24 protein-coding genes are annotated in these 23,751 nt (G+C 35.5%); 8 read left to right on the top strand and 16 right to left on the bottom strand.

Annotation, left to right across the window (positions count from 1 at the left end; translation table 11 throughout):
• Nucleotides 1-24: 24 nt before the first annotated feature.
• The 4 genes from A9G44_RS14040 (at nt 25) to A9G44_RS06285 (ending at nt 1,760) form a co-directional block, all read left to right on the top strand.
• Nucleotides 25-174 (top strand): transposase, encoded by a 150-nt coding sequence (locus tag A9G44_RS14040; RefSeq protein WP_081298276.1) that lies wholly within the window; start codon nt 25-27, stop codon nt 172-174.
• A gap of 302 nt (nt 175-476) precedes the next feature.
• On the top strand, nt 477-818 hold the full coding sequence (locus A9G44_RS06295; RefSeq protein ID WP_065609871.1) for a hypothetical protein: 342 nt from the start codon (nt 477-479) through the stop codon (nt 816-818).
• Nucleotides 819-906: 88 nt separating this feature from the next.
• Nucleotides 907-1,254 (top strand): hypothetical protein, encoded by a 348-nt coding sequence (locus A9G44_RS06290; RefSeq protein ID WP_065609869.1) that lies wholly within the window; start codon nt 907-909, stop codon nt 1,252-1,254.
• Between the two features lie 107 nt (nt 1,255-1,361).
• On the top strand, nt 1,362-1,760 hold the full coding sequence (locus tag A9G44_RS06285) for a hypothetical protein (RefSeq protein WP_065609867.1): 399 nt from the start codon (nt 1,362-1,364) through the stop codon (nt 1,758-1,760).
• 168 nt (nt 1,761-1,928) lie between these two features.
• Here the strand turns inward: A9G44_RS06285 and A9G44_RS06280 are convergent, their stop codons facing one another.
• The 10 genes from A9G44_RS06280 to tyrA form a co-directional block, all read right to left on the bottom strand.
• On the bottom strand, nt 1,929-2,354 hold the full coding sequence (locus tag A9G44_RS06280; protein ID WP_034911289.1) for a F0F1 ATP synthase subunit epsilon: 426 nt from the start codon (nt 2,352-2,354) through the stop codon (nt 1,929-1,931).
• A gap of 41 nt (nt 2,355-2,395) precedes the next feature.
• Nucleotides 2,396-3,778 (bottom strand): F0F1 ATP synthase subunit beta, encoded by a 1,383-nt coding sequence (gene atpD, locus A9G44_RS06275; RefSeq protein WP_034911215.1) that lies wholly within the window; start codon nt 3,776-3,778, stop codon nt 2,396-2,398.
• Nucleotides 3,779-3,825: 47 nt separating this feature from the next.
• Nucleotides 3,826-4,695: a F0F1 ATP synthase subunit gamma gene (atpG, locus tag A9G44_RS06270; protein ID WP_065609865.1), complete on the bottom strand. Its 870-nt coding sequence runs from the start codon at nt 4,693-4,695 to the stop codon at nt 3,826-3,828.
• Between the two features lie 14 nt (nt 4,696-4,709).
• Nucleotides 4,710-6,251, bottom strand: a complete 1,542-nt coding sequence (gene atpA / locus A9G44_RS06265; RefSeq protein ID WP_034911218.1) for a F0F1 ATP synthase subunit alpha — start codon at nt 6,249-6,251, stop codon at nt 4,710-4,712.
• An 11-nt stretch (nt 6,252-6,262) separates the two neighbouring features.
• On the bottom strand, nt 6,263-6,796 hold the full coding sequence (gene atpH, locus A9G44_RS06260) for a F0F1 ATP synthase subunit delta (RefSeq protein ID WP_065590588.1): 534 nt from the start codon (nt 6,794-6,796) through the stop codon (nt 6,263-6,265).
• 13 nt (nt 6,797-6,809) lie between these two features.
• Nucleotides 6,810-7,280 (bottom strand): F0F1 ATP synthase subunit B, encoded by a 471-nt coding sequence (atpF, locus tag A9G44_RS06255; RefSeq protein ID WP_034911222.1) that lies wholly within the window; start codon nt 7,278-7,280, stop codon nt 6,810-6,812.
• A gap of 24 nt (nt 7,281-7,304) precedes the next feature.
• Nucleotides 7,305-7,532 carry a F0F1 ATP synthase subunit C gene (gene atpE, locus A9G44_RS06250; RefSeq protein WP_411588181.1) on the bottom strand — a complete coding sequence of 76 codons (228 nt, stop codon included), beginning with the start codon at nt 7,530-7,532 and terminating at the stop codon, nt 7,305-7,307.
• A 36-nt stretch (nt 7,533-7,568) separates the two neighbouring features.
• Nucleotides 7,569-8,351 carry a F0F1 ATP synthase subunit A gene (atpB, locus tag A9G44_RS06245; RefSeq protein ID WP_065609863.1) on the bottom strand — a complete coding sequence of 261 codons (783 nt, stop codon included), beginning with the start codon at nt 8,349-8,351 and terminating at the stop codon, nt 7,569-7,571.
• A gap of 257 nt (nt 8,352-8,608) precedes the next feature.
• Entirely contained in the window at nt 8,609-9,940 is a 1,332-nt protein-coding gene (gene glmM / locus A9G44_RS06240) for a phosphoglucosamine mutase (protein ID WP_034911229.1), read from the bottom strand.
• A 107-nt stretch (nt 9,941-10,047) separates the two neighbouring features.
• On the bottom strand, nt 10,048-11,169 hold the full coding sequence (gene tyrA / locus A9G44_RS06235; RefSeq protein WP_065609858.1) for a bifunctional chorismate mutase/prephenate dehydrogenase: 1,122 nt from the start codon (nt 11,167-11,169) through the stop codon (nt 10,048-10,050).
• 120 nt (nt 11,170-11,289) lie between these two features.
• Here tyrA and xthA point away from each other — a divergent pair, with 120 nt between their 5' ends.
• The 3 genes from xthA (at nt 11,290) to A9G44_RS06220 (ending at nt 15,278) form a co-directional block, all read left to right on the top strand.
• Nucleotides 11,290-12,096, top strand: coding sequence for an exodeoxyribonuclease III (gene xthA / locus A9G44_RS06230; protein WP_065609856.1), 807 nt, complete (start codon nt 11,290-11,292; stop codon nt 12,094-12,096).
• 51 nt (nt 12,097-12,147) lie between these two features.
• Entirely contained in the window at nt 12,148-13,482 is a 1,335-nt protein-coding gene (xseA, locus tag A9G44_RS06225; RefSeq protein WP_065609854.1) for an exodeoxyribonuclease VII large subunit, read from the top strand.
• 125 nt (nt 13,483-13,607) lie between these two features.
• Entirely contained in the window at nt 13,608-15,278 is a 1,671-nt protein-coding gene (locus tag A9G44_RS06220; RefSeq protein WP_065609852.1) for a molecular chaperone HscC, read from the top strand.
• A 66-nt stretch (nt 15,279-15,344) separates the two neighbouring features.
• Here A9G44_RS06220 and A9G44_RS06215 read toward each other — a convergent pair whose 3' ends face one another.
• Nucleotides 15,345-18,050, bottom strand: coding sequence for a hypothetical protein (locus A9G44_RS06215; protein WP_065609850.1), 2,706 nt, complete (start codon nt 18,048-18,050; stop codon nt 15,345-15,347).
• Nucleotides 18,047-18,745, bottom strand: a complete 699-nt coding sequence (locus tag A9G44_RS06210; protein WP_065609848.1) for a DUF1266 domain-containing protein — start codon at nt 18,743-18,745, stop codon at nt 18,047-18,049. The genes A9G44_RS06215 and A9G44_RS06210 overlap by 4 nt, the downstream gene beginning before the upstream one ends.
• A gap of 240 nt (nt 18,746-18,985) precedes the next feature.
• On the opposite strand from A9G44_RS06210, the gene dolP reads away from it, so the two are divergent.
• Nucleotides 18,986-19,564, top strand: a complete 579-nt coding sequence (gene dolP, locus A9G44_RS06205) for a division/outer membrane stress-associated lipid-binding lipoprotein (RefSeq protein ID WP_065609846.1) — start codon at nt 18,986-18,988, stop codon at nt 19,562-19,564.
• 43 nt (nt 19,565-19,607) lie between these two features.
• On the opposite strand, the gene csdE is transcribed toward dolP, so the two are convergent.
• From csdE to ubiU, 4 genes are all read right to left on the bottom strand, one after another.
• Nucleotides 19,608-20,003 carry a cysteine desulfurase sulfur acceptor subunit CsdE gene (csdE, locus tag A9G44_RS06200; protein ID WP_065590580.1) on the bottom strand — a complete coding sequence of 132 codons (396 nt, stop codon included), beginning with the start codon at nt 20,001-20,003 and terminating at the stop codon, nt 19,608-19,610.
• Between the two features lie 68 nt (nt 20,004-20,071).
• A complete protein-coding gene (csdA, locus tag A9G44_RS06195) occupies nt 20,072-21,283 on the bottom strand; it encodes a cysteine desulfurase CsdA (RefSeq protein WP_065609844.1) in 1,212 nt (403 codons plus the stop codon).
• Entirely contained in the window at nt 21,252-22,130 is an 879-nt protein-coding gene (locus tag A9G44_RS06190; protein ID WP_034911249.1) for a U32 family peptidase, read from the bottom strand. Before A9G44_RS06190 ends, csdA begins: the two co-directional genes overlap by 32 nt.
• An 83-nt stretch (nt 22,131-22,213) precedes the next feature.
• The gene (ubiU, locus tag A9G44_RS06185) at nt 22,214-23,209 is read right to left on the bottom strand and encodes a ubiquinone anaerobic biosynthesis protein UbiU (protein WP_065609842.1); all 996 of its coding nucleotides are present in this window, start codon (nt 23,207-23,209) and stop codon (nt 22,214-22,216) included.
• Nucleotides 23,210-23,751: the final 542 nt, after the last annotated feature.

Genomic DNA, 23,751 nt, shown 5'->3' with positions numbered 1-23,751 from the left:
GGAAGGAAAACGCGACTGAAAATAATGAAAAGTACGAATCGAGTTTATAATAAAACAGAATATAGGGTGACATTTGAGGAAATACTGTTCCAAATAAGAACAGGTATTTCTTGGCGAAATTTACCGACTACATTTAGTGAATGTAATACAGTCTATAGACGTTTTAATTTATGATTTAGAAAAAAGCATATTAATGTATATTATCAAATAATTATTAAGTATAGCTGATATCGAATGGGTTTTACTTGATGATTATATTGTGCAAGCACATCAACATAGCTCAGGCGAATAACTCAACATTTAGAACAAATAGGAATTATGCCAGCATGTTATCGCTGATATTTATACTTTTGTGGCTACCAATGTATTGTTGATTAATATATAAACACAAAAGATCAGCAGTCTATAATTACAACTTAATTTTTACATGGTACACTTTGTGGCGTCATCTACAAGAAATCAATTTAGGTAATAATATGAAAAAACTAACTATACTGATATTGTTAATGTCATGGCCACTAGTATCTTTAGCCAAAGGACCTAATTGTTATACTTGGCCTATGAACATGACCATGGTTTGGATGAAAAATGAAAAGATATTAGATATCCAAGACTTGGATGAATCAAAAACCAAAATAATGCAATTGGCCTCAGAGAAAATAAAAAAAGATTTATATACGCAAATTTATCACTTTGTTTTTTATGATAAGAATGGTAATAGTTACGAAGTTATTACAAAAAGCCAAGCATCATACGAAGAATGTTCAATGAGTGGTGTGAATAAATATCTAATATCCAAAAGCCAAGTTCATCAATAGGTTATCTAATAATAGGTAAGTAAACTCGGTATTTTAGACTATTTTTAGTCAACGATATAGGTAAAAAAGAATAATTTAAGGTAATTATATGAAAAAGCTTTCTTTATTAATATTGTTAATATTATGTCCAATTCTATCCTTTGCTAAAGGACCAGATTGCCATAATCACGCTTTGAATAAGGCTAAAGAGTGGTTGAAAAGTAGTAATATAGTGGAGATTGAAAACTTGAATCAATCAAAATTGAGAATAACACTTTTAGCATCTGAACAGAAAAGTAAGGGTTTATATACACAAATTTACCACTTTGTTTTGTATGATAATCAAAATAAATCTTACGAAGTCATCACAAAAAGTGAAGATTCTGATAAAGAATGCTCAATAGGTAACGTTGATAATTATTTAGTAGCAAAACGCCAGGTTGATTATTTTGATTAATTAGTGAAATTCTAAAGATTTCAGACGTGTTTAACCAAGCTATATTATTGCTTTATCAATTAGTTAGCTAAATGAATACGGCAAGACAAAAAATTAAAGGTTGTAAAATGAAAAAAAATTTCTTAATTATTGGGCTAATAATGTGGCCTATAATCTCTTTTGCTAAAACACCTAATTGTGCAAATGCTTTCATGAATAATGCGGCTTGGTGGATGCAATATGATGGAGGAATCGTTGAGATGGCTGATTTAGATCCATCAAAAACAACAGTAACATTATTGGCATCAGAAAAAAAGAAAAATACAAATAATATGATAAAGAAAAAATATGTATATACCCAAATTTATCGCTTCGTTTTTTATGATGATAGTGGCAATAGCTATCAAGTTATAACAAAAGGTGATGCGGTAGAAATTAACAAAAATGATATTACTGAATTTTGTTCAGCAGGATTGAGCGACGTTTATTTTGTATCGAAAAATAATTTAAGTGTAGATAGTAAATAATTCGATTGATTAACTAATCTTTTTTAGCTTTAATTTGGATATAGAATGGGTACAACTCACAGGTTAAATGTTGGAAAGCCCTTTAGCAATCAACTTATCGGAAAGTTAAAAAAGGCTACTTGTAATACCAAATAGCCTTTTGTGTATGATAAAACATCAAAAAGCAAACTATTGACCCATGCGGCGAGTCAATTCGATAACGCGAATTTTTGCCAAAGCTTTTGATAATTCAGCAGATGCTTGTGCAAATGACATATCATCGCTTGGGTGATTAATATGTTCTTGTGCTTGTCTTACTGCTTCTTGTGCTCTTGCTTCATCTAAATCTTCACCACGAATTGCAGTATCTGCCAAGATAGTTACGATGTTAGGTTGTACTTCTAAGATGCCACCAGATAGATAGATAAACTCTTCTTCACCATCCGCTTTCACAATGCCGACCATGCCTGGTTTTATGGTTGTGAGTAAAGGGGTATGGCCAGGATAAATCCCAAGTTCACCTTCCTTACCTGTGACTCTGATTCGCTGAACATCACCCGAAAACAGGTGAGATTCAGCACTAACAACTTCTAATTGATAGGAAGTTAGTGCCATAATACGATCTCCATTAATACGATCTTCGTTCAATGAATCTCTTAGAGAGATTTTGCCTTCTCAATCGCTTCATCAATTGAACCAACCATATAGAATGCTTGTTCAGGAATATGGTCATAATCACCATTCATGATTCCTTTAAATGCACTGATCGTATCTTTTAAAGGTACATATTTTCCTGGTGAACCAGTAAATACTTCTGCAACAAAGAATGGTTGAGATAAGAAGCGCTGAATTTTACGTGCACGAGCAACGATCAATTTATCATCTTCAGATAACTCATCCATACCAAGAATAGCAATAATATCTTTTAATTCTTGATAACGTTGTAGAATTGATTGAACACCACGGGCACAATCATAGTGCTCTTGACCAACAACTAAAGGATCTAATTGACGACTAGTTGAATCTAATGGATCCACTGCCGGATAGATACCTAAAGAAGCAATTTGTCGACTTAATACGATTGTCGCATCTAAGTGAGCAAAGGTTGTTGCTGGTGATGGGTCAGTCAAGTCATCTGCTGGCACATACACCGCTTGGATTGAAGTAATCGAACCAGTCTTAGTTGAAGTAATACGTTCTTGTAGTAACCCCATTTCTTCAGCTAATGTTGGTTGATAACCTACTGCCGATGGCATACGACCTAATAACGCAGATACTTCAGTACCAGCTAAGGTATAACGATAAATATTATCGATGAATAATAAAACATCTTTACCTTCGTCACGGAATTTTTCAGCCATAGTCAAACCAGTTAACGCAACACGTAAACGGTTTCCTGGTGGCTCATTCATTTGGCCGTAAACTAATGATACTTTATCAAGTACGTTTGATTCTTTCATTTCGTGGTAAAAGTCATTACCTTCACGAGTACGTTCTCCCACACCAGTAAACACTGAGTAACCTGAGTGTTCAATAGCGATATTACGGATCAACTCCATCATATTAACGGTTTTACCTACACCAGCACCACCAAACAGACCAACTTTACCACCTTTAGCAAATGGACAAATTAGGTCGATAACTTTAATACCTGTTTCAAGTAATTCAGTTGAGTTTGCAAGCTCTTCATAGGTTGGGGCAGCACGGTGAATCGCCCAACGTTCTTCTTCACCAATAGGACCTGCTTTATCAACAGGATCACCAAGTACGTTCATAATACGACCTAGTGTTTTTGTACCCACAGGTACTTCAATGCCGTGACCAGTGTTTACTACGTCAAGTCCACGTCTTAAACCATCAGATGAACCCATTGCAATACAACATACAACGCCACCACCTAATTGTTGCTGAACTTCCAGAACTAATTTTTCAGTGCCTGTTTCCACTTCTAATGCATCATATACCTTTGGTACTGCATCTTCTGGGAATTCGACATCAACCACCGCACCGATGATCTGGACAATCTTTCCAGTAGCCATTTTTAATCCTCTACGTCTTTTTCTTAACTATAAGCCAATATTTAGCACTAACCTGAAACAGCGGCTGCACCGGATACAATATCAATTAATTCATTAGTGATAGCACCTTGGCGTGCCTTGTTATACACAATTTGTAACTCATTAATTAGGTTTGCTCCGTTATCCGTTGCCGCTTTCATGGCCACCATTCTTGCTGCTTGTTCACTCGCTAAATTATCAACCACTGCTTGATAAACTTGTGATTCAATATAGCGACGTAAAATCACGTCTAATAGTGATTTAGCATCAGGCTCATAAATATAATCCCATGATGAAGCTTTGAGTTTTTTATCTTCTGATGGTGGTAAAGGTAATAATTGCTGAATTGTCGGCTTTTGTGACATCGTATTAATAAATTTGTTTGTGACAATATATAATCTATCAATTTTACCGTTGTCATATGCCTCAAGCATTGTTTTTACCGGCCCAATTAAATCGGATAAATTTGGTTCATCGCCCAAATTAGTAGCTTGAGTTAAGATGTTCGCTTTCACTGACGAGAAAAACGAAACACCACGCGAACCAATTAAAGCAACATCAGCTTCAACACCTTTTTCCTGCCATGCTGACATATCAGCAATGACAGTTTTAAAAAGATTGATATTTAAACCACCACATAAACCACGATCGGTTGAAATGATAAGATAGCCAACTCGTTTTACATCTCTTTCTTCTAAATAAGGATGTTTGGTGCCTATCTGAGCTAACGCTAAATGTCCAATTACTTCACGAATCATTTCAGCATATGGTCGACTAGCAGCCATTCTATCTTGCGTCTTACGCATTTTAGAATTGGCAACCATTTCCATCGCTTTAGTGATTTTTTGCGTACTTTGGATACTGGCAATTTTTGTTCTAATCTCTTTTGCATTAGCCATTTTTTACCTCACCCTTACCATGTTTGAGTTGATTTAAAGCTTTCAAGTAATTCTTTTAGCTTAGTTTCAATCTCATCATTGTAATTACCTGTTTCATCAATTGATTTAACAAAATCGGCATATTGACTATGGGCATAAGCAAGTAGTGCTGTTTCAAATGGTAATACTTTAGCTAATTCTACATCTTCAAGATAACCACGTTCAGCGGCGTAAAGTACTATTGATTGTTCAGCAACAGTCATTGGCGAGTATTGCTTTTGTTTTAACAATTCTGTTACTTTTTCACCGTGACTTAATTGGTTTCTTGTTGCTTCATCTAAGTCTGATGCAAATTGAGAGAACGCAGCTAATTCACGATACTGTGCAAGCGCAGTACGAATACCACCTGATAATTTTTTCATTATCTTAGTTTGTGCAGCACCACCCACACGTGAAACCGAAATACCAGGGTTAACCGCAGGGCGGATACCTGAGTTAAATAGGCTAGTTTCAAGGAAAATCTGACCATCAGTAATCGAAATTACGTTAGTTGGTACGAATGCTGAAACGTCACCAGCCTGAGTTTCAATAATTGGTAATGCTGTTAATGAGCCTGTTTTTCCTTTAACTTCACCTTTAGTGTACTCTTCAACATAGGCTTCGTTGACTCGCGCTGCGCGTTCAAGTAAGCGAGAATGAAGATAAAATACATCACCAGGATAAGCTTCACGTCCAGGCGGACGACGAAGTAATAACGAAATTTGACGATAAGCAACAGCTTGTTTAGATAAATCATCATAAACAATTAATGCATCTTGACCACGATCGCGGAAGTATTCTCCCATTGCACAACCAGCATATGGCGCTAAGTATTGTAACGCAGCTGATTCAGACGCTGATGCCACAACCACAATTGTGTTTTTAAGTGCACCATGCTCTTCAAGTTTACGTACAACATTGGCAATAGTTGATTGTTTTTGACCAATGGCAACATAAATACATTTTACACCTGAGTCGCGTTGGTTGATGATTGCATCGACAGCAAGTGCTGTTTTACCTGTTTGACGGTCACCGATGATAAGTTCACGTTGACCTCGTCCAATTGGAATCATTGAGTCAACGGCTTTATAACCAGTTTGTAATGCTTGGTCAACGGATTTACGATCGATAACACCTGGTGCAACTACTTCTACTGGTGAAAAACCGTCATGTTGAAGTGAGCCTTTACCATCAATTGGTTCACCTAGTGTGTTAATAACGCGGCCTAATAAACCTTCACCAACTGGTACTTGTAAAATACGGCCAGTACATTGTACTTTCATACCTTCAGACAAGTCTTCGTATGGTCCCATGACTACCGCACCAACGGAGTCTCTTTCAAGGTTTAATGCCATTGCATATCGGCCACCTGGTAATGCAATCATTTCGCCTTGCATTACATCAGTTAATCCGTGGATTCGAAGGATACCATCACTTACAGATATGATAGTTCCTTCATTGTGAGCATCACTCACAATATTGAACTGAGCTATCCGCTCTTTAATTAGTTCACTTATTTCAGTTGAATTTAGCTGCATTATCAGTCCCCTTAAGACTGTAGAGCGTTATTTAAACGATTTAAACGCCCTCTGATACTACTATCAATAACCATATCGCCCGTACGAATAATAAAACCAGAAATGAGCGATTTATCTATATGACATTTTAGTTTTACTTTTCGTGATAAACGTTTTTCGACAGCGACAGAAATTTTATTAAGTTGCTCATTAGTTAGTTCACTAGCAGAAATTACATCAACATCTGCTTGCAATTCTCTATCTAAACAATATTGTTCAAACAAGGTTAACACTTCAGGAAGAAGTGATAATCGTTTGTTTTCAGCCATAATCTTAATAAAATTAGTACCAAACTCATCTAACACATCTTTACAAATGTTGATGAGTAAATTAGCCACCGAATCAGTTTTCATATCAGATGTTAAGACACTTCTTATTTGAGTATCTTTACTCACTTCAGATGTTAGCACTAACATTTTATGCCATGATTCGATGCTGTTATTTTCTATCGCAAATTCGAAAGCGGCTTTAGCATAAGGGCGAGCAATCGTAATTAAGTCAGCCATTGCTCTATTCTCCTTATAGTTCAGCTACGAGTTTATCAATGATGTCGCTATTTGCGGCTTCATTAACAGAACGTTCAATAATTTTTTCTGCACCAGCAATAGCGAGTGTAGCGACTTGTTGTTTAAGCTCTTCTCTTGCTCGTTTGCGTTCAGCTTCTACTTCGGCAAGTCCTTGAGCAACAATTCGTTCTTTTTCGCGAGAAGCTTCTTGCTTTGCTTCTTCAAGAATGATTGCTTTGCGTTTATTCGCTTGCTCAATAATTGCATTAGCCTCAACCTTAGCCTGTTGCATTATGTCAGATGTATTTGCTTTGGCTAATTCCAAATCTTTTTTTGCTGTTTCTGCTGAAGCAAGTCCTTCGGCTATCTCTTTTTGGCGTTTTTCAATCGCGCCAATAACAGGAGGCCAAACAAACTTCATACAGAACCAAACAAACAATACAAATGTAATTGCTTGGCCGAGGAGAGTTGCGTTCATATTCATGACACGATTCCTCTTAAATTTTTATTAACCTGCAACAGCAAAAATAACGTAAAGCGCAATACCTACACAGATCATTGGAATTGCATCAACTAGACCCATAACGATAAAGAATTGAGTACGTAACATAGGCATTAATTCTGGTTGACGAGCAGCACCTTCTAAAAATTTACCACCTAATAAACCAATACCAACTGCACCACCAATTGCAGCTAATCCCATCATAATGCCTGCGGCTACAAATAACATTTCCATTATATACTCCAGTTTATTAACAAAAAAATATTAAAATTAATGATCTTCCGTTGCCGACGCCATAGCTAAATAGACGATCGTCAACACCATAAAAATAAAAGCTTGTAACGTAATTATTAAAATATGGAAAATGGCCCATGGTAACGATAATACCCACTGTGACCACCAAGGTAATAATGCAGCTATTAAGATGAAGATAAGTTCACCTGCATACATATTTCCGAAAAGTCGAAGCCCTAAAGAAACAGGTTTCGCTAATAGGCTAACTAATTCAAGTACTAAATTGATAGGTGCAAATGCCCAGTGATTAAATGGATGCAAGGTATATTCTTTAACAAATCCTGAAATTCCTTTGTACTTGATTGAGTAAATGATGATAAGTGCAAACACACCTAAGGACATTGACATAGTAATGCTTACATCTGCGGTTGGTACAACTCGCAAGTGTGACAGACCTAAATACTGACCAGCATAAGGTAGAAAATCAACAGGGATAAGATCCATTAAATTCATCAAGAAAACCCAAATAAACACTGTTAATGCTAACGGCGCAATGAGTTTATTTTGACCACTAAACATATCCTTAACAGTATTATTGACAAATTCGAAAATCATTTCTACTGCACATTGCAGTTTACTTGGGACGCCACTAGTGGCTTTTCTTGCTACACGATGGAATATCCATAAAAAGATAACACCAAGTAAGATCGAAAAGAACAATGAGTCAAGATTTAAGGTCCAAAAACCAGAACCTACTTGCAAGTTCTCAAGATGATGCTTGATATAAGCTTGTGGTGAAGCTGGAGAGGAAACTGACATATAACCCTCTTAACCTATTTTTAAAAATAAAAAATATTGCTCATGTTTTCACTTGAAAGATATAAGCAATTGCTGTAATAATCTGAAGTTACTATTTTAAACCTAATTGCCTATAACAAGTCAACCTTTGATTAACAAAATTAAAATTTTAGACACTTTTTACTAATTTTACGTAAATGCACGCAACTTCTCTTACTATTCTAACCTCAATACAGCTCAATTAATGGCTTAATTAATGGGCATGATTGGGGGTATTTTTAAGCTTTAACTGCTGTAGCGATAGTTTCTGCTAGTTTTTGCACTTCAATTTCATTGCATCCTTCTACCATAACACGAATTAGCGGTTCGGTTCCTGATTTACGGATCAAAACTCGACCATTATGACCAAGCTGTTTTTCTGCTTGTTTAATTGCCGCTTTCACTTCATCACTATTTAGGGGGTCATTTTCACCTGAAAATCGAACATTAATTAATACTTGTGGTAACATTGTCATACCACTGCACAAGTCAGCCAATGACATATCATTACGAATCATTGCTGCTAATACTTGTAAGCCAGCAATAATACCATCACCAGTGGTGGTTTTATCTAATAATAAAACATGTCCCGAATTTTCGGCACCTAAGCGCCAATTTTTTTCGATTAGTTTTTCAAGTACATAACGATCACCAACTTTAGCACGAGCAAATGGGATACCGAGATTTTTAAGGGCAATTTCAAGCCCCATATTGCTCATTAATGTACCGACAACGCCACCTTTTAGTTGACCTTGTCTTAATGCTTCACGGGCAATGATATAGATAATTAAATCGCCGTCAATTTTTCGACCTTCGTGATCAACCATGATAATACGGTCACCATCGCCATCTAAGGCAAAACCTAAATTGGCTTTTTCATCAATAACTCGTTTAGCAAGCGCTTTTATGTCAGTTGCGCCACAGTTTTCATTGATGTTAACACCATCTGGCTCACAACCAATTTTTATTACTTGTGCTCCTAGTTCTCGTAATACTTTTGGTGCTATGTGATAGGTGGCACCATTAGCGCAATCGACAACAATTTTTAATCCAGACAAACTTAAATCATGGTCAAATGTGCTTTTACAAAATTCAATATAACGCCCTGCAGCGTCGGTAATACGGCTAGCTCGACCAAGTTGTTTGGATTCAACGCAATCGATCTCTTTTTCAAGTTCGGCTTCAATTTCTAGTTCGATTGTATCATCAAGCTTTTTCCCTTCGGTTGAAAAGAATTTAATACCATTGTCATAAAAAGGATTGTGCGAGGCAGAAATGACAACGCCAGCATCAGCACGAAAAGTGCGGGTTAAATAGGCAATTGCCGGGGTTGGCATTGGTCCTGTAAACGCAGCGGCAACACCAGCAGAAGCAAATCCCGCTTCTAGTGCTGATTCAAGCATGTAGCCTGAAATGCGGGTATCTTTACCGATTAATACTTTTTTAACACCATCTTTGGCTAGCACTCGCCCAGCAGCCCAGCCTAATTTAAGCGCAAAATCTGGTGTAATAGGATACTGGCCAACTTTACCGCGAATCCCATCTGTACCAAAATATTTTCGATTAGACATGATATTCCCTCACACTAACATTTATTATTTCTAACAACTATCTTTTGATAAAAAGTATATTTTAATTTGTGAAAAACTTTCAGGAAAGTATACTTTTTAATATAAAACTACTCTCGATTATCATTGGCAAATTTTAATAATCCTTGGCTCTCTTTAATAAAACGTTCGGCATAACTACCAAACCATTGAGTTACTTCGTTAAAACTTTTAATAAATTTAGTTTTGTCACGTTGTTCAATTAGTTTGACCATTTGCCCAAAGCGTTCATAGTAGCGTTTAATTAATTCAATATTATCATCTGACGCCATGATGATATCGGCATAAAGCTCAGGATCTTGAGCAAATAAGCGCCCAACCATCATCAATTCAAGGCGATAAATTGGCGAAGAAAGTGCGATCAATTGCTCTAAATCGGCCTGTTCTCGTTGCAAATTGACACCATATGAGAACGAAGTGAAATGGCGTAATGCTTGGATGAATGACATGCATTTGTCATGCTCCTTGGCATTAATCACACATAAATTGGCACCCCAAATACGCATTTGTTCAATTAGCCATTGGTATTTATCTGGATATCGTCCTTCACAATAAACAATAATTTGTTTGGCTAAATTTGGTACATCTGGACCAAACATTGGGTGTAAACCGACTACAGGCCCTTGATGTTTATCAAGCATTGCCTGGAGAGGCTTGGCTTTTATAGATGTAAAATCCGTTAAAATACAATCTTTGGGTAATGGTGGTAGTTGTTTAATGACTTCACAGGTTTTGTTAATAGGTACTGTCACGATAACAGCCACTGCATCAGTAACCACTTCGGCTGCTTGATGCATAGTTTTAGAACCTAATGTTTTAACCTGATAGCCAGATAGGGTAAATAAATGAGCAAACAATCGTCCCATTTGCCCATTACCACCAACAATCACTATTGATCCTTGACCACTATAGACTTTTTTAAAACCTTTATCATTTTCGCTAATATAAGACTCACGCATTAAACGACGTAAAATATCTTCTATTAAATTGGGAGATATGCCTACTTTTTCAGCTTCATGTCGCCTTTTAGCTAACATATCCGCTTCACGATTGGGATCATAAATCGGAATGCCATGTTTGCTTTTTACTTCGCCAACTTCGGCAACTAATGCTAATCGCTTTGTAATTAAAGATAAAATGGATTTATCAACTTCATCGATTTTATCGCGCAAGGCAAGTAATTCCGTAGACATATTTAGTGATTCCCTTTATCACAAATGGTGGTTTTTATTGTAATAGCTTAACAGTATAACGTATTTTTGTTACGATGCGTATTTAGTTTATAACATGGAATTAAATATAATAAATTTATTATGAAAGTTATCTCGTTTAATATTAATAGCCTTCGCGCTCGAATTCATCAATTATCAGCAATTATTGAGACACACCAACCAGATATTATTGGTTTACAAGAAACTAAAGTTCATAACGATCAGTTTCCCATTGATGAATTAGCACAGTTTGGTTATCACTTACATTATCACGGACAAAAAGGGCATTATGGAGTAGCGTTGTTAACCAAGCAACAACCTTTGTCTGTGCAATGTGGCTTTCCAAACGATAGTGATGATGCTCAGTGTCGTTTGATCATAATTGAGTTACCTACTAGTCAAGGTAATTTAACAATAATTAATGGTTATTTTCCTCAAGGTGAAAGTTTACATCATGAAATTAAATACCCTGCTAAACGTAAATTTTATAATGATTTAATACAGTATTTACAAGATCGTCAATTAAATAATCAACTAACTTTAGTCATGGGCGATATGAATATTTGCCCAACCGATTTAGATATAGGCATTTCCGAAGATAGCCGTAAACGATGGCTTCGTACAGGAAAATGTTCATTTTTACCGGAAGAACGAAAATGGATAAACAACTTAATGTCTCTCGGTTTTATTGATACTTACCGCAATGCTCACCCAACTGAACTTGAGTATTCTTGGTTTGATTATCGTACTAAAGGTTTTGAAACCCATAATGGGTTAAGAATTGATTTAATATTAGCTAGTCAAAAAATGATGACTTATTGTAAACAAACGGGTATTGATTATGATATTCGTGCAATGATAAAACCATCTGATCATGCACCAATTTGGGCTCAATTTGATTTAGCATAAACCTTTATAGTTATAATATAGTTGTAATACAGTTGTAATAAGGACAATAGCATGCAAAGCAATTCGATTTTATCAGTGAAAGATCTTAATCAAATGGTTAAAGAGTTGCTTTGTGATGCTATTGGTCAGATCTGGTTAATAGGTGAAATATCAAACTTTTCACGTCCATCATCAGGTCATTGGTATTTTTCGTTAAAAGACGATAGTGCACAAGTACGCTGTGCTATGTTTCGCAACAGCAATTTTCGTGCAGGTTTTATCCCACAAAATGGGCAACAAGTTTTAGTTAGGGCCACAGTGACACTATATGAGGCACGTGGTGAATACCAACTGGTTATTGATAAAATCCAAGCAGCAGGTACGGGATTATTACAGCAAAAGTTTGAGCAACTAAAACAAAAGCTGTCTGAGGAAGGTTTATTTGATTCTATCAATAAACAGCCATTACCAGAAAACATTCGCACAGTTGGAATTATCACTTCATCAACGGGTGCAGCATTGCATGATATTTGTCAGATATTAAAACGCCGAGATCCAAGTTTGCATTTAATTATTTATCCAACACAAGTACAGGGTAATGAAGCGGCAGGGCAGATCGCTAACATGATTCACATTGCCAACATTCGTCAAGAATGTGATGTATTAATTGTTGGACGAGGTGGTGGCTCGCTTGAAGACTTATGGTCATTTAATGAAGAAGTGGTAGCCAGAGCTATTTTTGCTAGTCAAATACCTATTGTGAGTGCGGTTGGGCATGAGATTGATTTTACGATTGCCGATTTTGTGGCTGATGTTAGAGCGGCAACCCCATCTGCGGCAGCCGAGCTTGTTAGTCGAGACAGTTTACAACAAGTAAAGCGTTTACAAGTTCAACAGCAGCATTTATCCATGGCAATGGATTATTATTTAATGCAATGCCGAGAAAAGCTCAATAAATGGCGACACCAATTACAGACTCAACATCCACAAACAAAGCTAGAAAAACAATTAAATCAACTTTTAGCTTATCGCCATTCATTATCTGAAAATATTCAGCAATATTTGCTCAGACTATCAAATCGCCATAATTCACTCGATAAAAGACTATTACGAGTATCTCCACAAAATAATATTACCTATTTAGGGCAACTTACTTGGCAAAAACAGCAACAATTAATTAATTTAATTAAACAAAAGTTAATAAAATCACAACATCAATTTGTTTTACAAACCTCTCAACTTAACAACGTTAGTCCGCTAGCTACTCTCGAACGAGGTTATTCAGTTACCACCGACCAAAACAACACAGTGGTTCGTCGCTCTGAACAAGTCACGGTGGGTGACATTATCGTAACAAAGCTGAAAAAAGGTAAACTTGTTAGCCAAATTACAAAAATTAACGAATAAAATAATTATATTTAAAGATAATAGATAAACCTATTTTACTAATCTTTAGTATCATTTTTGCAATTCTGGTGATCGCTAGTATATAATCTAAACAATAGGAAATTATTATATTATTTAGAGAGTTTATGCATTATCCAATCGGTATTGATTTAGGCACTACAAACAGTTTAATTTGTGTTTGGCAAGATGGTAAAACTGTCCTCATTCCTAACTCAATTGGTGAAGTTGTTACACCATCTGTAGTTAGTGTTGATGAAGACGATTCTATTTTAGTCGGACATGCGGCATTGTCTCGTTTAACCACTCATCCAAATCGCAGTGCAGCAGCATTTAAACGCTTTTTAGGTTCAAATAAAGTTTTCGAATTAGGTGACAAAAAATTTACGCCAACTGAACTTTCAGCCATTATTTTAAAATCATTGAAAGCAGATGCAGAGGTTTTTTTAAACCAAGAAGTTCGTGATGTTGTCATTTCTGTTCCTGCTTATTTTAATGATGAACAACGCAAGCAAACTCGCTTTGCTGCCGAGTTAGCAGGATTAAATGCTGTACGCTTAATCAATGAACCAACAGCAGCCGCTATGGCATACGGATTACATGAAGATCAATCGGGTAATACTTTAGTATTTGATTTAGGTGGTGGTACGTTTGATGTAACAGTGCTTGAATATTCAATGCCCATTATTGAAGTGCATGCTTCTGCTGGTGATAACTATTTAGGTGGTGAAGATTTTACCCAAGAGCTTGTTAAAGTTTGCTTAAGTGAATGGAACCTTAAAAAGCAAGATATTCCGACCGATGATTATGCTCGCTTATTAGATTTAGCCGAACAACTAAAATGTAAATTAAACGGTGAACAATCACACACCTTAACTTGGGTTTGGCAAGATAAGCAGTGGCAATTTTCCTTAAACGAAAGCCGAGCTAAAACACTATGGTTACCATTACTTAATCGCTTACGAGCACCAATTGAACAGGCATTAAGTGATGCCCGATTAAAACCTAATCAACTTGAACATATTGTATTAGTGGGTGGTTCATCACAATTGGGAGTGGTACGAGAGCTGGTAACCAAATTATTTGGTAAATTACCGTATCGCCATATCAATCCGACAACGATTGTTGCACAAGGAGCCGCGGTTCAAGCGGCTTGTCGATTGCGAAATGCCGATGTTGAAGAAGTCATTTTAACTGATGTGTGCCCTTATACGCTAGGGATTGAAAGTTGTTCAAATAATGTCAGTGGGTTATTTTCACCCATTATTGAACGTAATACCATTGTACCGACATCAAAAGTAAAAACATTTTACACAACGCACCCTCAGCAAAAAGCGATATGTATTTCGGTTTATCAAGGTGAAAATCCACGCGTTGAAAATAATGTTTTAATTGATGAGTTTGAAGTGCCTTTAACACCAATGGAAAGAACACAAGGAATTGATGTCCGCTTTAGTTATGATCTAAATGGCTTATTAGAAGTTGATGTGGTTTTGCTTGAAACAGGTAAGCAACATGGAAAAGTAATTGATCATAGTCCAATTGGATTAACAGACAAACAAAAACAAGACAGTCATGATCGCTTGAAAGCACTTAAAATTCACCCTCGCGACGAAATGCCGAATCGTACTTTATTAGCAAGGCTAGAACGTGCATGGGCACAATCATTGGGTGATGAACGACTATTAATTGGATCATATATCGAAGTTTTTATGGAAGTACTAAATAGACAAAATTCTGAAGAAATTAACGAAATTCGTTGTGAAATTGAATCTAATCTACAAGATCTGAATCGATAACCAATAAAATTTAAAAAATATAAAAAGTCCTCTTTTTTAGACATAAAAAAGAGGACTTTAATTTGTTTACTTTTCCTTTTCTTTGCTTGTTTCTTCTACGGGTGATCCAAAACGGTTAGTGTATTTGACACCAGAAACCCAAAATGGCGCAAAAAATAAGAAAAAAACTAATATTTCGGCCAAAAAACCGATGAGCGGTTCACCTTTATCGATATCATTAAAACGTCGTTTTAAAGCAAAAACCATATTGGTTACAGCAATAGAATAACAAATCATAGAAAAAGTAGGACTATTCAATTCAAAATTGTTGTTAAATACGGTCATCAATCCTAACACAATGAAGCTACAACATAATTGTATAATAAAACCTTTTATATTAGTTCGCCCTTTCCAACGCCAAAACTGCCACCATTTATTTTTAGGTAATGGCTGTGATTCCAGTTTTTGTTGATTTTCATGATTTTTTGCTATAAGTAATGACGCACAAAGCCGTAAGACTAAATCATTGTCACTGTTGTTTTTAAACTTGTATAACCTTTCAAGTTCACTTTCATCGCATATACCGTAAGAGTTAGATAAACGTTTAGCAATGGTTACTATTTCATCAACCAGTTCGGTATAATTGTATTTTATTTTATCATCAGATGATAGTGACTCCCAATTTTTTGGTAGAGCTGTTGATATTTTTATTAACTCTTTATTATCGCCAGTAATATCTTGTAACATTGTATTTAATTTTGTTTTTTGATTGGGCTTATTAAATACTATGGTGTATAAAATCATCAAGTAGAGAGGGTTTTGTTTCGCTAATTTAGGATGCCATACTTGTTCAAATTTTTGCTCAATTTCGTTAAAATCAATGCTATCAGGTGTATCATCAATATACGATTCAATTGAATTTGGATAATTTATTAAAATGCAATCAATTAACTTACTGTCATTGTTAATCAGATTATATAACTCTGTTTCATTTTGCCAGTTTCCTTGTTTAAAAATATTAATAAGAGGGGATAGCAAATTATCATCCGGTAGTTGGAATGTATTATTTTCAGTTTGAAGATATTTGGCCGTTGCAAAGGGTTGATTGGCAATTGATATAACTAATAAACAATTACGATACCATTGCCAATAGGCATTTTTATTACTTGAACAGATAGAAGCATCTGGGGGAGCTGGTAGTTTGTAAGGTATTCGTATTGTAAGAAAAGCTACCCAATCATACATTTCCATATATGAATAATCTAAATTATTATAAAGATGAAATATGGCAACATAAGGCAAATAATCAAGCCTATCTAGCCATAAACGACAATAAAAACAATGATTATCTTCAGAGTTAGGATCAAATTTAGCTGGGATAGGCGCATTTTCATCACTATCATATAGCCAAGCTTTAAACTCTTGTACGGGTGGTAGTTCTGATAACCATGTTAGATTTTGTCGTGCTTGCCGTTGTAAATTTTGCAAAATAAATTGTTCAAATGGATCATCGCTGCGTTCATCAAGAATTTCTTGCAATAACCTTTCATTACCGTGGCGAAGCATGATGGCATGGCGATATAAGCGATACAATCGATTGGTACCGTCATCAAGTAACAGCATGGATAAAACTTGTCTATAATTCCAATTTACATTTAACGCCCAATCAATAAAATTGGCTATTTCAGGGGAATAATCGCTAGCCTCTAGTCCTGCTAATCGTGAAACAGTTGTTGCTGTTAGCTGAGGTATTGCATTTAAATAATTTTCAGTATTATTTATAGCAATACAGTAAGAATTATTAAGAGCCATAACTAATAATGGTAAGTAATTTTTTTCAAAATAAGTACACCACCCCGCTATCCAGCTTTCTGCTTTTTGTTGATAATGACCTGAATAGTACAACTCTAACCAAGCTTGTAAGGCATTTTGTTTATCTTCGAGCAAACTATATTGGATAGCGGCAATATATTTCCACTCGATAATAATATTTTCATCTTCATCGCCTTCGGCAATGCATTTTAAAGCATAATCTAAAATAGATTGATTTTTTAGGCTCGCAGTACTATGCCAATGAGCAAATTCGAGCATAAATTTCTTATCATCAGGAAGATAAATAATGGTATCTTGAGCTAAAAATGCATAAACATCTTCTGATCTACGTTCCCAAAATAACCATTTGGCATTATATATATAATCGATAGTTGCATTTTGTAGTGTTTTATTGGTTGTTGGCAAACATGTGTAATCAAATAAATCACCGCGATCAATATGATTTAAATAACTATCATACTTTTCAAAATCATCGGTAAATTGGATCATTAGCTGTTGTCGCCAACGTAAACTATCAGCTAATAGTTTGACACATGACTCTGATATATTTTTTGATTCATAACTTATTTCTAGCAATCGCCATTTTACAGAATCAATAACTGCCATTGAGTAGTCATAAAATGAACCAATAAATTTTTGCCACTCGTTAACATTAAAACAGCGTCGAGGATCATCTAACAATGTTTGATAAGCCTCACAAATTTCATTGGCTTTAAGCTGTTCTTCTGTTAAGGATACTGATACTTCTTGTTGTTCTGATTCAGACTTAGGTTCATCGGCCATTGTTTCGGGCGATTGTGCATATTTTATTGCTGACTCATAGGCTTCGCGTAATGCTTTAAAACCATCGGGATCAGTTTCAGGATGATATGAAGGTAATTGTGCTCGATATGCTTGACGAATAGCCACTTGATCGGTTGTTTTTTCAATGCCTAACAGTTGCCAAATATTTTCATTCATGACCAATCATACTCCATTAGTGACTCGGGTTTTTCTAGTTCTTCAATATCTATATACCAAGATAAACGATTATGTGGGGCATCTTTATCTTCATGTAAATTTGCCATGGTATGAGCGCGTGATGCTCGAGTCAATTCACAGCGTAATGTTTCTAAGTCTTCTTTGCTATTGAGTGATATCCAATATTGATAACCAACAAACCAGCCTGTAAAGTAATGGTGCCAGTTTCTATAATAATATTGACAACGGAGTCCTATTCGAGAAAGGATCCATAAGGCCTCTTGTTCGGTGATATATTTATTAGTAGTACCATTTCGTAAGATATATCCCATTCGAGCATAATCCCAACTACGGATACCTGCAGTACCACACACAGAAAAGGTTTGTTTGACAAAATCAAGCAAAACTTTTTGATAGTCATCTTGTTCTTGATAATGGTCATACCAATCAAATTCGGAAAGTCGAGAATACATCAAATAATATTTAGACAATGCTGAAGCGTGCCCATCATCAACCATGCCGAACACACAGTTAAGTAAAGTTTCACGGGAATCAATAGCCCAACTCTCTTTCATATCAACAAAATCTCGATCTGGATAAAAAAATGGCGAAGTATAACTAGCTCCATTTTCTATGTTTATTACAACCATTGGTGCAGATAAACCATATAGCCAATCAACACAATCTTGATTCATATTTGTATTCCAATCATCTAATTTATTTTATTTATTACCAAAAGATAGCAGATTTTACACTAAAATAACAATTGAAATTCAAATAGAAATCTATGGTATGGTTAAGTTTAATAAAATATAAATACTGCTATAAGCTAGCATAAATCATAAAATTATTTGCAAATCAATATCTACAAGGCATAATACAAACAATTTATTGAAATTTGATTATTACAGAGTAATAAATCATAAGGAGTTATAGTGAAAAAAGTTAGCTTAATAGTAATGTTAATTTCTTGCGCATTAACATTACAAGGCTGCGTTGCTGCCTTTATAGGAATTGGTGCAGGGGCTACGGCAAAAGTTGCAACCGATCCTCGTACTGCGGGTACTCAAGTTGATGATACAACACTTAGTTCACGCATGAGCATGAAAATAAAAAATAATGGACCATTTTTTATTGGTTCTCGTATTGTTACTAGTGCTTATGGTGGTAATATTCTGTTAACTGGACAAGCAAATAATGAACAAGTTGAAAAAGCTGAAAGTCTTGCTTACCAAGTTGAAGGAGTAAAAAAAGTCTATAACCAAATTCGTATTGGAGAGCCTGTTGGTGCAGGGACTATTACCAATGATACATGGATAACGACTCAAGTTAAATCTCAGTTAGTTTTAGATGCCAAAACAAAAGCTCGCAAAATTAAAGTAGTAACTGAAAATGGCGAAGTTTTCTTAATTGGTATTGTTACGTCAGAAGAAGGTAAAGTAGCAGCCGAAATTGCAAGTAAAGTCCGTGGTGTAAAAAAAGTGATCACACTATATACGTATACTGAAGATTAAATAGTGACTATACAAAAGACAGGGGGGCGATTAGCCCCCTTTTTTATACAACTGATTTAATACGCTCAATTAATTTAGTAACCCCTTGCAAACGAGATTGGCTTAACTCATCAGAAATTTTCAATTGGCTTAATAAGGATTGAAAATCGAGCGTTGCAATTTCTTGCGCTGTTTTATTATTAGCAACAATAATTAAGATTGCCAATAATCCTTTCACTATTCGACCTTCACTATCACCACTAAAAACATAGGTATCATCTGTCTGTTTTTGATAAGTCAACCAAACTCGGTTTTCGCAGCCATTGACTTGATTTTGCGCTGTCTTTTGCTCTTCAGGAAAATCAGGCAATTGCTTTGCTAACATCACTAACTGTCGATAACGATCTTGCCAATTATGTTGCTTTGCGAATAATTCGGCTAAGCTTTGCTGTGATAGCATAATATTGACCTATTTACGATTAAATGTTTGTAAAAAAGTTTCAGGAAACTATACGTTTCAGTATAAAATCACACTAATATTTCAATTACATTTTGCAATACTGAAATAAATTTTTCCACATCTTGCTGATTATTATATGGCATCAATGAAACACGAACCACTCCGTGGCATCCTAATTTATTCATCAAAGGCTGGGCACAAAGCTCACCAGTACGGATGGCAATATTTTGTTCACTTAACAAAATAGCAATATCATTATGATGAATATTATTGATATTAAAAGTGATTATCGGGCTATCATCCACACTATAAAATTGAATATCGGCAAATTGGTTTAGTTGTGATTTTGCATAATAAGCTAGCTGTTTTGTGTAGTTTTCAGCTTGCTCATTATCCCAACTTTTTAACCACTCAAGTACGGAATTAAAACCAACAATACCTGCAATATTAGGCGTACCAGCTTCAAATTTATAAGGAAGATCTTCTTGAATAAAATCATCAAACGAAGCACTTTTTAGCATTTTACCGCCACCATGCCAAACCGACATTAGCTCAAGTAATGCCTTTTTACCATATAAAACGCCAAGCCCCGTTGGACCATACAATTTATGGGTAGAAAAGGCATAAAAATCGATATCTAATTGGTTAACATTAATTGCATGATGAACAACACCTTGCGCACCATCCACCACTAAAACCGCATCATATTGATGAACAATGTTGCTTATTGTAGCTAAATCAGGGCAAAATCCAGTGACGTTTGACATTTGAGTCACTGCAACAATCTTGGTCTTAGCTGACATTAACGACGATAACTCATTAACATCCGACGACCACTTAACGACTTTAGCCCCCGTTTGCTTAGCCACAATCAACCAAGGTAACAAATTACTATGATGCTCTAATTCACTCACAATAATTTCATCGTTGGGTTGTAACAACGATCGAGCATAGCTTTGCGCAATTAAGTTAATTGACTCGGTTGCACCTCGTGTCCAGATAATTTCAGCACTACTATTAGCGTGAACCAAATCGGCAACATTTTGTCTTGCCTTATCAATTGTTGCAGTTACTTGCAAAGCATCTTGGTGTAAACTACGTTTTGCAGTAGCAGTATTCTGGGCATAATACACAAGTGTCGCATCAATCATTGATAGCGGTTTAAGTGCTGTTGCTGCCGAATCAAGATATACGCTTTCACTATTAAGTGCAGGAAAATTTGCCCGAAACTGTTCAGGCAGAAAATGCTTATTGGGTAAGTTCAAGTCCGGCAATCCCATTCCAGTAACCATTACAATCTCGGTTATGTTCAATTTGCAGTGGATTTAATCCATCTTCGTTAGCTTTAAACTGCTTAATAATATCAAGTGTTTCAATACCAAGTGGTGAAATTCTAACGATATCAACCAATCCTTTCATCTCTTTTAGATTATTTCCCAAATTGTAACAATAACCGCTTTGAGTCTGAATGCCGTTTAACACAAATACTTTCTGTTGTTCTTGTGAAAACACCTCACGTCCAACAGGATACTTAATACAACAAGTTTCGCATTTATCTTTAGGCTTATCTTCCGATCTTGCGGTAAAACAGCGAGCTGAATAAGCTAAAGGTAAATAACCATAACTAAACACTTCAACTTCAAAATTTCGTGCGATATTTAAACTCTCAAACTGTTTAAGCACATTACTCAACCAATCACGAGAAAGCTCAACCGGCATACACCAGCGAACCATACCTTGTTTTTGTAATAATTTTAAAGTTAAAGCGTTATAACAGTTAATAGCCGGACCTGCAACAAAGGGTAATTTATGCTCATGCGCAACATTAATGGCAGCTAAATCGTTTGCTTCGACTAAAAACTCCCCATTATTAACCAATTGCCGTAAGTCATTTAATTCTGATGGTGCTTCAAGTAAAGCTAATGTAGAAAGCACTACCTGTTTACCAGATTTAGCAATCTCTTTTGCTAATTCAATCCAGTTTGGTACTTTCATTTCACGGCGCTTGGTACAAACCGTTTCGCCCATATAAATAATATCCGCTTGACTCTCTTTGGCGGCATAATAAAAAGCTTCTGTTTCAGTTTTAGGCCAATAATAAAGTACTGGTCCTAATGCGTATTTCATGGTTTTGCTCACTATATTTATGTTAGATCTTTTTCAATGATTTACGTTGATGCTGTTAGCACATTACCTATTGCTAACTCACCTTATTGCCATTTACGGTGATAAGCACCTAAAGTTGTTTGTGTGCCTTCTGACACCGAACCAAGCGTATCTATCCAACGTTGTTCGACCTGAAATGATTGTGGATTGGCCTTATAGCGATCAATAGCCTGCCTCCATATTTTTGTCACTTGCTCGACATAAGCAGGACTACGCTGACGACCTTCTATTTTGACCGATGTAATGTTTGCAGCAAACAGTTCAGGCAATAGCTCAATGGTATTCAAACTTGTTGGCTCCTCGATCGGATGATAAAGCTCATCTCCAACAAAATAACGACCTTTACATAGTGTTGGATAGCCAGCATTCTCACCTTTCTTATGACAATCAATTAACACATTATTCAGTCTTGACTCCAGTCCTTTCTCGGTTTCTTCCCAACGAACAAATTTGGCAGGCGAACAAGCGCCAACGGTATTAGGGGATTGGCCAGTTAAGTAAGATGACAAATAACATCGACCTTCCGCCATAATACACAAACTACCAAAAGCAAACACTTCAAGCGGAACGGGTGAAACTTGCGATAACTGTTTAACTTGATGCATCGAAAGTACGCGAGGTAAAACAATGCGATGTACCTGAAAATTATTATAGTAAAACTTAATCGACTCTTCATTGGTCGACGACGCTTGTACAGAAACATGACGCTCAAGATTAGGGTATTTTTCAGCCGCATAATCAAGCATAGCAAGATCGGCAATAATTAAAGCATCAGCACCAATATTAGCCGCAGTATCGACCGCATATTGCCAACGCTGAAAATTTTCTGGATGGGCAAAAGTATTAATAGCAATATGCAATTTTTTGCCGTATTTGTGTACATAATCTGAAGCTTCAATCAATCGCTTTTCATTAAAATTTAAACCAGCAAAATGACGGGCATTGGTATCGTCTTTCAAACCAATATAAACAGCATCAGCGCCATTATCAATGGCCACTTTTAATGATGGTAAAGATCCCGCTGGACAAAGAAGTTCCATAATTATTCCTAACTCAATTTTTATAGTTTATACCCTCTGTATTATGCAATAATTCAGAGGGTAATGCGAATAGAAAGCGATATAGTTAACTAAAAAAACATCAGATGCTTGGTTTATTGTATAAACAGTAATTCCTACAAATTATATGAACAACAATGACAGGTAAAAATCGAGTACAAACGATTACATGCATTACTCTTGGAACGGCATTTTTGGAAAATATTTTATACCACATCTAATTGTAGATTTTATAATCAGTATAAATAAAATTTTGGTTAAGTACAAAAATAAGATATATGGCAATATTTATAATGCGAATAAAAAATATAAAAAAAAGAGTAAAAATATTTGTCATTTGCTTGGTTTTTATACTAAGGAATATCCTAAAAAATATGTTCATTGAATAAAAATAGTTCATTATTTATCAACTTTTTACACTATTTTAATGATAAAGATATCTAGGTTTTTTATGGGTAAAGTATTAATAATATTTGTAATTTTATCAAAAATTGTAGAAAAATAGAGTAATTTATTATATCATA

Origin of the sequence: Gilliamella sp. Occ4-3, assembly GCF_001690675.1 — a bacterium.
GTDB classification, from domain to species: Bacteria; Pseudomonadota; Gammaproteobacteria; order Enterobacterales; family Orbaceae; genus Gilliamella; species Gilliamella bombi.
Note: the sequence above shows the minus strand (reverse complement) of the source record. Positions and strands in the feature narration are given on the sequence as shown.